Source organism: Noviherbaspirillum massiliense JC206 (assembly GCF_000312045.1).
In the GTDB taxonomy this organism is placed as follows: Bacteria; Pseudomonadota; Gammaproteobacteria; order Burkholderiales; family Burkholderiaceae_D; genus Noviherbaspirillum; species Noviherbaspirillum massiliense.
This window is the reverse complement of sequence record NZ_HE978634.1, coordinates 1975530-1988522: the sequence shown is the minus strand read 5'-3', so window position 1 is coordinate 1988522 and position 12993 is coordinate 1975530. Positions and strand designations below refer to the sequence as shown.

General features: G+C 57.4%; 10 protein-coding genes and 1 pseudogene. 10 read left to right on the top strand and 1 reads right to left on the bottom strand.

The genetic code is table 11. From position 1 onward, the window contains the following. Positions 1 to 35: 35 nt before the first annotated feature. The 10 genes and pseudogenes from nuoG (at position 36) to HGHM_RS09740 (ending at position 11032) form a co-directional block, all read left to right on the top strand. Positions 36 to 2372: an NADH-quinone oxidoreductase subunit NuoG gene (gene nuoG / locus HGHM_RS09785; RefSeq protein ID WP_019141348.1), complete on the top strand. Its 2337-nt coding sequence runs from the start codon at positions 36 to 38 to the stop codon at positions 2370 to 2372. After that, a pseudogene (nuoH, locus tag HGHM_RS21095) lies at positions 2372 to 3438 on the top strand (NADH-quinone oxidoreductase subunit NuoH). The gene nuoG and the pseudogene nuoH overlap by 1 nt, the downstream one beginning before the upstream one ends. Before the next feature lie 23 nt (positions 3439 to 3461). After that, the gene (gene nuoI / locus HGHM_RS09775; protein ID WP_019141347.1) at positions 3462 to 3950 is read left to right on the top strand and encodes an NADH-quinone oxidoreductase subunit NuoI; all 489 of its coding nucleotides are present in this window, start codon (positions 3462 to 3464) and stop codon (positions 3948 to 3950) included. A 45-nt stretch (positions 3951 to 3995) separates the two neighbouring features. Then, on the top strand, positions 3996 to 4640 hold the full coding sequence (locus HGHM_RS09770) for an NADH-quinone oxidoreductase subunit J (RefSeq protein WP_019141346.1): 645 nt from the start codon (positions 3996 to 3998) through the stop codon (positions 4638 to 4640). Positions 4641 to 4649: 9 nt separating this feature from the next. Continuing rightward, positions 4650 to 4961 (top strand): NADH-quinone oxidoreductase subunit NuoK, encoded by a 312-nt coding sequence (gene nuoK, locus HGHM_RS09765; RefSeq protein ID WP_173390524.1) that lies wholly within the window; start codon positions 4650 to 4652, stop codon positions 4959 to 4961. Positions 4962 to 4985: 24 nt separating this feature from the next. Next, positions 4986 to 7031 (top strand): NADH-quinone oxidoreductase subunit L, encoded by a 2046-nt coding sequence (nuoL, locus tag HGHM_RS09760; RefSeq protein ID WP_020693839.1) that lies wholly within the window; start codon positions 4986 to 4988, stop codon positions 7029 to 7031. A gap of 26 nt (positions 7032 to 7057) precedes the next feature. Beyond that, complete coding sequence (locus tag HGHM_RS09755) at positions 7058 to 8548, top strand: NADH-quinone oxidoreductase subunit M (protein ID WP_019141343.1); 1491 nt, start codon at positions 7058 to 7060, stop codon at positions 8546 to 8548. Positions 8549 to 8584: 36 nt separating this feature from the next. Continuing rightward, a complete protein-coding gene (gene nuoN, locus HGHM_RS09750) occupies positions 8585 to 10069 on the top strand; it encodes an NADH-quinone oxidoreductase subunit NuoN (RefSeq protein ID WP_019141342.1) in 1485 nt (494 codons plus the stop codon). 33 nt (positions 10070 to 10102) lie between these two features. Beyond that, complete coding sequence (locus HGHM_RS09745; protein ID WP_026075874.1) at positions 10103 to 10408, top strand: DUF2818 family protein; 306 nt, start codon at positions 10103 to 10105, stop codon at positions 10406 to 10408. Between the two features lie 69 nt (positions 10409 to 10477). Next, on the top strand, positions 10478 to 11032 hold the full coding sequence (locus HGHM_RS09740; RefSeq protein ID WP_019141340.1) for an NUDIX domain-containing protein: 555 nt from the start codon (positions 10478 to 10480) through the stop codon (positions 11030 to 11032). A 143-nt stretch (positions 11033 to 11175) separates the two neighbouring features. Here HGHM_RS09740 and HGHM_RS09730 read toward each other — a convergent pair whose 3' ends face one another. Continuing rightward, positions 11176 to 12852 carry an electron transfer flavoprotein-ubiquinone oxidoreductase gene (locus tag HGHM_RS09730; protein WP_019141338.1) on the bottom strand — a complete coding sequence of 559 codons (1677 nt, stop codon included), beginning with the start codon at positions 12850 to 12852 and terminating at the stop codon, positions 11176 to 11178. Positions 12853 to 12993: the final 141 nt, after the last annotated feature.

Sequence of the window (12993 nt, the reverse complement as noted above, 5' to 3'; positions counted from 1 at the left end):
TACAGCGTAGTTAAGAATACATAGGCGAGACAGCCATGGTTGAAATCGAAATTGATGGTAAAAAGGTAGAGGTACCCGAGGGCAGCATGGTTATGGATGCTGCCAATAAAGCCGGCACCTATATCCCGCATTTTTGCTATCACAAAAAATTGTCCATCGCGGCCAACTGCCGCATGTGCCTCGTCGAAGTCGAAAAGGCGCCGAAGCCCTTGCCGGCCTGCGCCACGCCGGTTACTCCCGGTATGGTCGTCCGCTCGCACAGCGAGAAGGCGGTAAAGGCGCAGCAGGGCGTGATGGAGTTCCTGCTGATTAACCATCCGCTCGATTGCCCGATCTGCGATCAGGGCGGTGAGTGTCAGCTTCAGGACTTGGCGGTTGGCTACGGATCCTCATCTTCGCGCTACGAGGAAGAAAAGCGCGTCGTCGTTCCCAAGGAGGTGGGTCCCCTGATTTCGATGAAGGGCATGGCGCGCTGCATTCAATGCACACGCTGCGTTCGCTTTGGTCAGGAAGTCGCCGGTGTCATGGAATTCGGCATGCTGAACCGCGGCGAGCACTCGGAAATCACGACTTTCGTCGGTAAAACTGTCGATTCCGAAATTTCGGGCAACATGATCGATCTCTGCCCGGTCGGTGCCTTGCTTTCCAAGCCTTTCCTTAATACCGCCCGAAACTGGGAATTGTCGCGTCGCAAATCCGTGAGCCCGCATGACGGCCTCGGCTCGAATCTGATCGTACAGGTGAGGGGCGCAAAAGTTATGCGCGTGCTGCCTCTCGAGAACGAAGCAGTCAATGAATGCTGGCTCTCTGACAAGGATCGCTTCTCCTACGAAGGATTGAACAGCGAAGACCGGTTGACCGTGCCCATGATCAAGCAGGGCGGAAAGTGGCAGGAAACCGACTGGCAGACCGCGCTCGAATACGTCGCGCACGGCTTGCGGAACATCAGGCACGAACATGGCGCCGACGCGATCGCCGCACTGGCAGCATCGTATTCCACTCTGGAAGAGTTGTCGCTCCTGCAAAAACTGATGCGCGGCCTGGGTTCGGACAACGTCGATTTCCGTCCGCGCCAATCCGACTTCGCCCTGGATGGCAAAATTACCCCATGGCTGGGCATGTCGATCACCGAATTCGGTCAACTGAATCGGGCTTTTGTGATCGGCTCCTTCCTGCGCAAGGACCATCCCCTGCTGGCTGCTCGCCTGCGGCATGTCGCCAAGCACGGCGCCAAGGTCAGCATCCTGCATGGCACCGACGATGACCTGCTGATGCCTTTGGCCACCAGGATGATCAAGGCTCCATCCGAATGGCTGTCGGCACTCGGCGAAGTCGTTGTGGCTGTGGCCCATGCCAAGGGCATTGCTGCTCCGGCCGGTTTTGAAAATACCCAGCCGTCGCAGGAAGCGAAACGGATTGCCGATGACCTGCTGTCCGGCGAACGTCGTGGCGTGGTGCTCGGCAATGCGGCAGCACAGCATCCGCAGGCGTCCCAGCTTCATGCCGCAGCCCAGTGGATTGCGCTGCACACCGATGCCAAGTTCGGCTATCTGACCGAGGCAGCCAATACCGTCGGCGGCTACCTCGCCAACGCAACGCCGGGCAAGGGCGCGAACGCACTGCAGATGTTTGCCCAGCCACGCAAGGCTTATGTATTGCTGCACGCGGAGCCGGAACTCGACTGCTTCGATCCGCAGACTGCACGGGCAGCATTGGATAAGGCAGAAATGGTCGTCGTCATGTCTCCGTACAAGAACGGCCTCGATTATGCCGACGTGCTGCTGCCGGTTTCGCCTTTTGCCGAGACTTCGGGCACCTTCGTCAATTGCGAAGGCCGCGCTCAAAGCTTCAATGGCAGCGTCAAGCCATACATGGAAACCCGTCCGGCATGGAAGGTATTGCGCGTATTGGGCAACCTGCTCGGACTGTCGGGTTTCGATTACGACAGCTCTGAAGCGATCCGAAACGAGGTCCTCGGTGCCAGCAAGGCGGAAGAGGCCGACCTGCAGCCAAGGCTCAACAATGTCGCCGACATCCAGCCAAAGGCAGTTGCGAAGCCGGCCCAGCAACAACTGGAGCGCATTGCCGACGTGCCGATTTACTTTACCGATGCAATCGTGCGTCGCGCGACGTCTCTGCAATTGACCAACGACGCCCAGGCTCCAAAGGCATGGCTGTCCAGCGCTCTGGCCGAGCAACTCGGGATCGCTGAAGGCGGTAATGTAAGGGTGATCCAGGGGCAGGGCAGTGCCGTTCTCGCTGCGGCCATTGACAAGCGCCTCCCGGCTAACCTGGTGCGCGTGGCAGCGGCCCATCCCTCGACTGCGACGCTTGGTGCGATGTTCGGTTCGATTCGTGTGGAGAAAGCATAATGGACCAGATGCTCATGACCATTAACGCGAACGGACAGAACTGGTTCGGCGTCCTCTGGCCGCTGGTCTGGAATCTGGCCAAGATCGTCTGCATCGTCCTGCCGTTGATGGGCCTCGTAGCCTATCTGACCTTGTGGGAACGCAAGATGATCGGCTGGATGCACGTCCGCATCGGCCCGAACCGCGTCGGCCCGGCGGGCTTGCTGCAGCCGATCGCGGACGCGCTGAAACTGCTGCTGAAGGAAATTGTCGTCCCGGCCCGCGCCAACAAGGCCTTGTTCGTGATCGCTCCGATCATGACCATCATGCCGGCCCTGGCAGCCTGGGCCGTCGTGCCATTCGGCCCGGATCGCGTGCTGGCAAACGTCAACGCCGGCCTGCTGTTTGTCATGGCAATCACGTCGATGGAAGTCTATGGTGTGATCATTGCCGGATGGGCGTCGAATTCCAAGTACGCCTTCCTGGGCGCCATGCGAGCGTCCGCGCAAATGGTTTCATATGAAATCGCAATGGGCTTTGCTCTCGTCATCGTCCTGATGGTGTCGGGCAGCCTGAACCTTTCGGAAATCGTTCTCGGGCAGGCGAGGGGATTTTTCGCCGACAAGGGACTGACCTTCCTGTCCTGGAACTGGTTGCCGTTGCTGCCGATTTTCGTCATCTACGTCATTTCCGGCATCGCTGAAACCAACCGCCATCCGTTCGACGTCGTCGAAGGGGAGTCCGAGATCGTTGCAGGCCACATGGTTGAGTATTCAGGCATGTCCTTCGCGATGTTCTTCCTCGCCGAGTACGCCAACATGATCCTGATTTCCACTCTGGCATCGGTCATGTTCCTTGGCGGCTGGACTGCGCCGTTTGCGTTCCTTGACTTCATCCCGGGATGGATCTGGCTGGGCATCAAGGCATTTTTGTCGTGTCGTTATTCATCTGGGCGCGCGCCTCATTCCCGCGCTACCGCTATGACCAGATCATGCGCCTTGGCTGGAAAGTATTCATTCCGCTGACGCTCGCTTATCTGCTGATCGTGGCGGTCTGGATGCAAACGCCATGGAATATTTGGAAGTAAAGATTAAGAGGCTGATCAAGTAAATGGAAGCCATAAAGGATTTTTTCAGCAGCCTGATGCTGCGCGAACTGGTCAAGGGATTAGCTTTGACCGGCCGCTACATGTTTGCCCGCAAGATCACGATCCAGTTCCCGGAAGAGAAGACTCCTGCATCACCGCGCTTCCGTGGCCTGCACGCGCTGCGTCGTTATCCAAACGGTGAAGAGCGCTGCATCGCCTGCAAACTGTGCGAAGCAGTTTGCCCGGCACTGGCTATCACGATCGAATCGGCAGAACGCGACGACGGTACCCGTCGCACGACACGTTACGACATCGACCTGACCAAGTGCATTTTCTGCGGATTTTGCGAAGAATCCTGCCCGGTCGATTCCATCGTTGAAACCAACATACTGGAATATCACGGCGAAAAGCGCGGCGACCTTTATTACACGAAGGAGATGCTGCTGGCGATCGGTGACCGTTACGAGCCGCAGATTGCAGCGGCACGTGAAGCCGACGCGAAGTACCGGTAATGCCGTTTGACCTCGCTGTGCATTTAGTCGACTTTTCTGCCCATCATGGAATTTAAAACTGCCCTGTTTTACGCGTTCTCGGCGATCCTGATTCTCGCCGCGACGCGTGTCATCACGGACCGCAATCCGGTGCATGCAGCACTGTTTCTCGTGCTGTCATTCTTTTCCGCAGCAGGCATCTGGATGCTGCTGAAAGCCGAATTCCTGGCCATCGTGCTGGTTCTGGTTTACGTCGGCGCCGTCATGGTGCTATTCCTGTTCGTCGTAATGATGCTGGACATCAATCTCGACAGGATGCGTGAAGGCTTCTGGGGATATTTCCCGCTCGCCGCCACCATAGGCGTGGTCATCGTCCTTGAAATGGCCGCAGTACTGCTGCATGGCTTCTGGGCTCCGGATGCCCAGGTTCCGGCAGTCGCCGCGAACATAGGCAACACCAAGGAACTGGGCAAACTGATCTATACCCAGTACATCTACGCCTTCGAAATCGCAGCGGTCGTGCTGCTGGTTGCGATCGTCGCCGCAGTCGCATTGACGCTACGGCGCCGCAAGGACATCAGGTATACGGACCCGGCTGCGGCGGTCAAGGTCAAGCGCAATGATCGTGTTCGGATCGTCAGCATGAAAGCCGAATCGGCACGTGGCAGCGGCAACGGGCGACCGGCTGCAGGCGCAGCTGAAAAACAATAAAGGGGAAGCATCGTGGCCTTATCGCTTGCACATTACCTGATCCTCGGTGCGATTCTGTTCGCAATTTCCATTGTTGGCATTTTCCTGAACCGGAAGAACATCATCATCTTGCTGATGGCTATCGAACTGATGCTCCTCGCGGTCAACATGAATTTCATCGCCTTCTCTCACTATCTGGGCGACGCGGCGGGGCAGATTTTTGTTTTCTTCATTCTGACGGTGGCTGCGGCGGAATCCGCGATCGGTCTTGCCATTCTGGTGGTGCTGTTCCGCAATCTGGACACCATCAATGTGGAAGATCTCGACAGCCTCAAGGGTTAATTACAAAAAATATTAAGGTTTACTATGGCGGGGCAACTCAACCCTAACCTCCTTCTGGCCGTGCCGATGGCGCCTCTCGCAGGCTCCGCGCTCGCGGGCTTGTTCGGCACCAAGTTTTTCGGCAACAAGATCGGACGGTCGGCATCTCACACCGTGACGATCCTCGGCGTGCTGGTTGCTTTCATCATCTCGTTCCAGACACTGCTGGCCGTGATGGATGGAGCAACTTACAACGGGACGCTGTACGAGTGGATGACGGTGGCCGGCGTCAAGCTGGAAATCGGCTTCCTGATCGACAGTCTGACTGCGATGATGATGTGCGTAGTGACCTTCGTGTCCCTCATGGTGCACATCTACACCATCGGGTACATGGCAGACGATCCGGGGTATAACCGCTTCTTCTCCTACATTTCGCTCTTTACCTTCTCGATGCTGATGCTGGTAATGAGCAACAACTTCCTGCAACTGTTCTTCGGCTGGGAAGCGGTGGGTCTCGTGTCCTACCTCCTGATCGGTTTCTGGTTCACCCGGCCGAGCGCGATCTTCGCCAACATGAAGGCCTTCCTGGTGAACCGCGTCGGTGACTTCGGCTTCATCCTCGGCATCGGCCTGCTGCTGGCCTACGCCGGCTCCATGAATTACGGCGACGTGTTCGCCAAGAGGGAAGAGCTGGCAACGCTGATTTTCCCCGGTACTGACTGGATGCTCCTGACGGTTGCCTGCATCTGCCTGTTCATCGGTGCAATGGGCAAATCGGCGCAGTTCCCGCTGCATGTATGGTTGCCGGACTCAATGGAAGGCCCGACCCCGATTTCCGCACTGATCCACGCCGCAACCATGGTGACGGCCGGAATCTTCATGGTGGCGCGCATGTCGCCGCTGTTCGAGCTTTCCGAAACCGCGCTGTCCTTCGTGCTGGTGATCGGTGCAATCACGGCGCTGTTCATGGGCTTCCTCGGCGTCATCCAGAACGATATCAAGCGGGTAGTGGCGTATTCGACCCTGTCCCAGCTGGGCTACATGACTGTGGCGCTCGGCGCTTCAGCCTACTCCGTTGCCGTGTTCCACCTGATGACACACGCCTTCTTCAAGGCCTTGCTGTTCCTGGCCGCCGGCGCAGTTATCATCGGCATGCATCACGACCAGGATATCCGCAACATGGGCGGTCTGCGCAAATACATGCCGATCACCTGGATCACCTCGCTGATCGGCTCGCTGGCCCTGATCGCCACCCCGTTCTTCTCCGGCTTCTATTCGAAGGACACGATCATCGAGGCGGTGCAGCTGTCCAACATTCCAGGCTCGGGTTTTGCCTATTTCGCAGTCATGGCAGGTGTATTCGTGACCGCCTTCTATTCGTTCCGCATGTATTTCCTGGTATTCCACGGCGAGGAGCGCTTCGGCAAGCCGCACGCCGAGCATCAGGATCACAGCCATGATGAACACGCCGACGAGCACCATCATGGCCTCGCTCCGGGTGAGAAGCCGCACGAGGCGCCGTGGGTAGTAACGGTACCCCTGATACTGCTGGCAATTCCTTCCGTGATCATCGGCTTTTTCACTATTCAACCGATGCTCTATGGTGATTTCTTCAAGGGAGTGATTTTCGTGAGCGAAGCACATCCCGCAATGGAAGAGCTCGCGAAGGAATTCCATGGCGCCGTGGCGATGGGCTTGCATGCATTTACCACCGTGCCTTTTGCGCTGGCCCTAGCAGGCGTGGTCGCGGCTTACTATTGCTACATGGTGAACCGCAAGGTGCCGGCCTGGTTCTACAGCAAGTTCCATGGAATTTACACCGTGCTGGACAACAAGTACTACATGGACAAGCTGAACGAAGTCGTCTTCGCACGAGGCGCACGTCTGCTCGGGGGTGGACTCTGGAATGTCGGCGACAGGGGGTTGATTGACGGCCTGATCGTCAATGGCAGCGCGAAGGTGGTGGGATGGTTCTCCGCCTTGATCCGCCATCTCCAGTCCGGCTATATCTATCACTATGCTTTCGTAATGATCCTGGGCGTGCTGGCTTTCCTGATTTACTTCATGCCGTTCCCGTCGTTTGCCAAATAAGTTGGCGAAGTAAAACCATTCAAACCATGATGCAGTCAACTATTCCTTTGCTGAGTCTCGCGATCTGGTGTCCGATCGCATTTGGTCTGCTTGTGCTGGCGGTCGGCCGGGACGAGAATCCGTCGCTGGTACGCTGGTTGTCACTTGCCGGTTCGGTGATCAGTTTCCTCGTTACCCTGCCTTTGCTCCGGGGCTTCGATAATGCCGCGCACGGCATGCAGTTCGTCGAAAAGACCGTCTGGATCGAGCGCTTCAACGTCAACTACTTCCTTGGCATCGATGGTATTTCGCTGTGGTTCGTGCTGCTGACCGCGTTCATCACGGTGATCGTCATCATTGCAGGATGGGAAGTCATCGAAAAAAGGGTCGCCCAATACATGGGTGCCTTCCTGATTCTGTCGGGAGTGATGATCGGCGTGTTCTGTGCCCTCGACGGCCTGCTGTTCTACGTGTTCTTCGAAGCCACGCTGATCCCGATGTTCATCATCATCGGTGTATGGGGCGGGCCGAACCGGGTCTATGCCGCCATCAAGTTTTTCCTCTATACCTTGCTCGGTTCCCTGCTGACGCTGGTTGCAATCCTGTACCTCTACTTCAAGTCCGGCGGCAGCTTTGAAATCCTGAACTGGCATGCTCTGCCGCTGCCCTTGAACGCGCAGATCCTGATCTTCCTGGCCTTCCTGATGGCATTCGCCGTCAAGGTCCCGATGTGGCCGGTGCATACCTGGTTGCCGGATGCCCACGTGGAAGCGCCGACCGGTGGCTCCGTAGTGCTGGCGGCGATCATGCTGAAACTGGGCGCGTATGGCTTCCTGCGTTTCTCGCTGCCGATTGCCCCTGACGCCAGCCATGCGCTGTCCGGCTTCATCATCACGCTTTCGCTGATTGCAGTGATTTATATCGGACTGGTGGCACTGGTGCAGGCCGACATGAAGAAGCTGGTAGCGTATTCTTCCGTGGCGCACATGGGCTTCGTCACGCTCGGATTTTTCATGTTCAACGACATGTCGGTGCAGGGCGCCATCGTGCAGATGATTTCCCACGGCTTCGTCTCCGGCGCAATGTTCCTCTGCATCGGCGTGTTGTATGACCGCATGCATTCGCGTCAGATCGCCGACTACGGCGGCGTCATCAATACCATGCCCCGTTTCGCCGCGTTCTTTGTGCTGTTCTCGCTGGCGAACTGCGGCTTGCCTGCGACCTCCGGTTTCGTGGGCGAATTCATGGTCATTCTGGGCGCGGTCAAATTCAACTTCTGGATCGGCTTGCTGGCTGCCACGGCACTGATCTGGGGTGCGGCCTACTCCTTGTGGCTGGTCAAGCGGGTCGTCTTCGGCGATGTTGGCAACAAGCAGGTCGCGCAGTTGCAGGATCTGAGCGGGCGCGAGTTCTTCATGCTTGGCCTGATGGCGATCGCAGTCATCGCAATGGGTGTCTACCCCGCACCGTTTACCGATGCCATGCAGACATCGGTGGCGGATCTGCTCAAGCATGTCGCAGTCTCAAAACTGCAGTAAGAAACGACCAAGTGAGCGCAATTTGGCGACGATGAAATGAATACCACAAACCTGACTCCGCTTTATCCCGAAATATTCCTGCTGATTGCGACATCGGCGATTTTGCTGATCGACATGTTCCTGTCGGATGCAAAGCGCAACATCACCTATGCGCTGACGCTCCTGACGCTCGTGGTTTGCGGCGCGTTGAGCTTCGTCGACTTCAACAGCGGGACGACGGTCTACACCTTCCACAACATGTTCGTGTCAGACCCGATGTCGAGCCTGCTGAAGCTGTTTTCGTATCTCGCTGTCGGCTTGTCCCTGATTTATTCACGCCGCTACGTAGGTGATCGCGGCATGGTCAGCGGCATGCTGGGTGGAGAATATTACGCCTTGGCGCTGTTCTCCCTGCTCGGGCAGATGGTGATGATCTCAGGGAACAACTTCCTGGCCATTTATCTCGGCCTCGAACTGATGTCTTTGTCCCTGTACGCGCTGGTCGCATTGCGTCGCGAGCACATGGTTTCCACCGAAGCCGCGATGAAGTATTTCGTGCTTGGTGCACTGTCTTCCGGTTTCCTCCTGTACGGCATCTCGATGCTGTACGGCGCAACCGGATCGCTCGACCTGCTCGAAGTGGCGAAGGTGACCGCATCCGGAACCGTGAACAAGACGGTGCTTGTGTTCGGGGTTGTGTTCATTGTGGCGGGCCTTGCATTCAAACTCGGTGCAGCGCCGTTCCACATGTGGGCACCGGATGTGTATCAGGGCGCACCGACCCCGGTTACCCTGCTGGTTGGGGGAGCACCGAAACTGGCAACCTTTGCGATCTGTATCCGCCTGCTGGTCGAAGGTTTGCTGCCGCTTGCAATCGACTGGCAGCAGATGCTGACCTTCCTGGCCGTTCTGTCCATGGCGATCGGCAACATCACCGCCATCGTGCAAACCAATCTCAAGCGCATGCTGGCTTATTCGACCATTGCGCAAATGGGTTTCATGCTGCTGGGCCTGCTATCCGGAGTGGTCAACGGGAACGTGTTTTCCGCCGCGAATGCCTACAGCTCGGCAATGTTCTATGCAATCACTTATGTGCTGACCACACTGGCGACCTTCGGCATGATTCTCTTGCTTGCGCGTAGCGGCTTCGAAGCCGAGAACATCGAGGACTTCAAGGGCCTCAATCAGCGCAGCCCGTGGTTTGCCTTCGTCATGCTGATTCTGATGTTCTCGCTGGTCGGTATCCCGCCCGCTGTTGGTTTCTATGCGAAAGTGGCCGTGATCCAGTCTGTGCTGGCAACCGGCCAGGTGTGGCTGGCGGTGGTCTCGGTGCTGTTCTCCCTGATCGGTGCATTCTATTACCTGCGTGTCGTCAAGATGATGTATTTCGACGAGCCGGCCGACAAGAGCAGCATCGTGGTCAACAAGGACATGAGCTTCGCCTTGAGCGTGAACGGTCTCGCCATCCTGGTGCTGGGCCTGTTGCCCGGCCCCTTGATGACGGCTTGCGCGAACGCCATCGTCAAGACGCTCGCTTCCTGATCAAGTACCGCTGCGAGCGCTTGCTGAATTCCGGTGGACGTTTCTCTTTCTAGCTGGTTCGTGATTCTGCTGGCGGCGCTCGCCGCCAATCTGCCGTTTGCGAATGAGCGCCTGTTCGCCGTGGTTCCGCTGCGTATGCCACGCAAGTCGGCGTGGCTGCGCCTATGCGAACTGGTCATTCTGTACGCGCTCGTGATCCTTTTTGCCCGCATGATCGAATCTCGCATGGGCAACGCCTTCGAGCAGAAGTGGGAGTTTTACGCGGTAACTGCCTGCCTTTTCCTCGTGCTCGGCTATCCTGGCTTTGTCTATCGCTACCTGCGCAAGCAGCATGCTTGATGTCATGTAAAACCACCAGGCAGGGCACTGCTATAGTGGATAGCTTGATTCCCCTCCCGGAGTTCCTGCATGGATGCCCATTTGACCGAAACCCAGCTCGACACTGAGCTCGCCTACGATGGCCATTTCCTGAAGGTGCAACGTGACAAGGTGCAACTGCCCGATGGGAAGGAGTCGACGCGGGAATTCATCAGGCATCCCGGCGCGGTCGTGATCCTGCCGGTGTTCGATGATGGCTCGATCCTGCTCGAGCGCCAGTTCCGTTATCCACACCATTCGGTATTCATCGAATTCCCGGCGGGGAAAATCGATCCGCAGGAAGATCCGCTGGCATGCGCAAAGCGCGAGTTGCAGGAAGAAACCGGCTATACCGCGAGCGAGTGGACTTACGTCTGCACCATTCACAATGCAATCGCCTATTCGGACGAGCATCTCGACATTTTTCTCGCGCGCGGACTGGTTGATGGCGAAAGGCAGCTGGATGACGGTGAGTTCCTGGATACCTTCAAGCTCGATTTGCCCGAAATGCTGGAGTGGATACGGACAGGGAAGATCACCGACGTAAAAACCATTATCGGCGCCTTCTGGCTGGAAAAGATCCTGGGGGGGCAATGGCGGCCGTAGTGCTCGTGCAGGCTACACGCGTTCCGAACCCCGCACGCAAGAAGAAAGCTCCGGTTTTCCGTCAAAACAAAAAAGGCGCCGCAATGTTTTGCGGCGCCTTTTGTGTTCTTGCGGCCCTCGAGTGGCCGCTCTCGTGACTTTCCTTACATATTGGGATAATTCGGCCCACCACCGCCTTCCGGGGTGACCCAGACGATGTTCTGGGTTGGATCCTTGATGTCGCAGGTCTTGCAATGCACGCAGTTCTGCGCATTGATCTGCAGGCGCTCGTCACCACTGTCGGTTTTAACGAATTCATACACGCCGGCCGGGCAGTAGCGTTGTTCCGGGCCGGCATATTTCTCGAGGTTGACCTTGACCGGAATGGTCGGGTCTTTCAGGGTCAAATGCACCGGCTGGTCTTCCGCATGATTGGTGTTCGAAATGAACACTGATGACAGGCGGTCGAAGGTAAGCTTGCCGTCTGGCTTGGGATACTGGATCGGCTTGAACTCGGAAGCAGGGCGCAGGCATTCATGGTCCGCGTGCTGGTGGTGCAGGGTCCACGGCGCCTTGCCGCGGAAGAGCACCTGGTCGATGCCCACCATGAGGGTGCCGGTGTACAGGCCCTTGCTCATCCACGGCTTGAAGTTACGCGCCTTGTAAAGTTCTTCATGCAGCCAGGACTGCTCGAACGCTAGGGAATAGGCCGCCAGCTCGTCGTGCTGGCGGTTGCTGCCCACCGCTTCGAAGGCCGCGTCCGCAGCCAGCATGCCGGACTTGATCGCGGCATGGCTGCCCTTGATGCGGCTCGCATTCAGGAAGCCGGCATCGCAGCCGATGAGGGCACCGCCCGGGAAGGTCAGCTTGGGCAGCGACTGCAGCCCGCCGGCGACGATGGCACGCGCGCCGTAGGAAATGCGTTTGCCGCCCTCGAAGAACTTGCGGATTTCCGGATGCGTCTTGTAGCGCTGGAATTCCTCGTAGGGCGAGAGGTAGGGGTTTTCATAGGCGAGGCCGACCACATAGCCAACGGCAACCTGGTTGTTTTCCAGGTGGTAGAGGAAGGAGCCGCCATAGGTTGAGGTATCAAGCGGCCAGCCGGCCGTATGGATCACCAATCCCGGCTGGTGCATCTTCGGATCGATTTCCCACAATTCCTTGATGCCGATACCGTAAGTCTGCGGATCCTTGCCCTTGTTCAGATCGAATTTGGCGATGAGCTGCTTGCCGAGATGGCCGCGTGCGCCTTCGGCAAACATGGTGTATTTCGCATGCAGTTCCATGCCGAGCTGGAAAGCGTCGGTCGGATTGCCGTGCCGGTCAACGCCCATGTTGCCGGTGGCGACACCCTTGACCGAGCCATCGTCGTTGTACAGCACTTCGGCCGCCGGGAAGCCCGGGAAGATTTCGACGCCGAGCGATTCCGCCTGCTGGCCGAGCCAGCGCACCACATTGGCCAGTGAAATGACATAGTTGCCATGGTTCTGGAAGCAGCCGGGCAGCATCCAGTTCGGCGTCTTGTAAGCCTTGTTTTCAGTGAGGAACAGGAAGCGGTCCTCGCTCACGGGCGTATTGAGCGGCGCACCGAGTTCCTTCCAGTTCGGGAACAGTTCCGAGATCGCGATCGGGTCCATCACCGCGCCGGAGAGGATATGCGCGCCCAGTTCTCCGCCTTTTTCCAGGACGCAGACGGACACGTCATTGCCTTTTTCCGCGGCCAGCTGCTTGAGACGAATCGCCGCGGCGAGGCCGGCAGGTCCGCCGCCCACGATGACAACATCATATTCCATCGCTTCGCGCGGCCCGTATTGTTCTAGGATGCTTGAGGTCTGCGTCATGGTTTCACCAGATAAAATGATAATATCGAACGAGTGTGCTAATTGTCGTGGATTTTGCTCAAGAATACTAGCCACATTATGCAATCCGGGCTGTTCCGATTAATGATAAGTTCGTGAAGTGAAGGCATCATCAGTGACAGT

Bases quoted from the DNA above. Each gene is read 5' to 3' on its own strand.
- nuoG (WP_019141348.1), top strand. From the start codon at position 36: ATGGTTGAAATCGAAATTGATGGTAAAAAGGTAGAGGTACCCGAGGGC.
- nuoI (WP_019141347.1), top strand. From the start codon at position 3,462: ATGGAAGCCATAAAGGATTTTTTCAGCAGCCTGATGCTGCGCGAACTG.
- HGHM_RS09770 (WP_019141346.1), top strand. From the start codon at position 3,996: ATGGAATTTAAAACTGCCCTGTTTTACGCGTTCTCGGCGATCCTGATT.
- nuoL (WP_020693839.1), top strand. From the start codon at position 4,986: ATGGCGGGGCAACTCAACCCTAACCTCCTTCTGGCCGTGCCGATGGCG.
- HGHM_RS09755 (WP_019141343.1), top strand. From the start codon at position 7,058: ATGATGCAGTCAACTATTCCTTTGCTGAGTCTCGCGATCTGGTGTCCG.
- nuoN (WP_019141342.1), top strand. From the start codon at position 8,585: ATGAATACCACAAACCTGACTCCGCTTTATCCCGAAATATTCCTGCTG.
- HGHM_RS09740 (WP_019141340.1), top strand. From the start codon at position 10,478: ATGGATGCCCATTTGACCGAAACCCAGCTCGACACTGAGCTCGCCTAC.
- HGHM_RS09730 (WP_019141338.1), bottom strand. From the start codon at position 12,852: ATGACGCAGACCTCAAGCATCCTAGAACAATACGGGCCGCGCGAAGCG.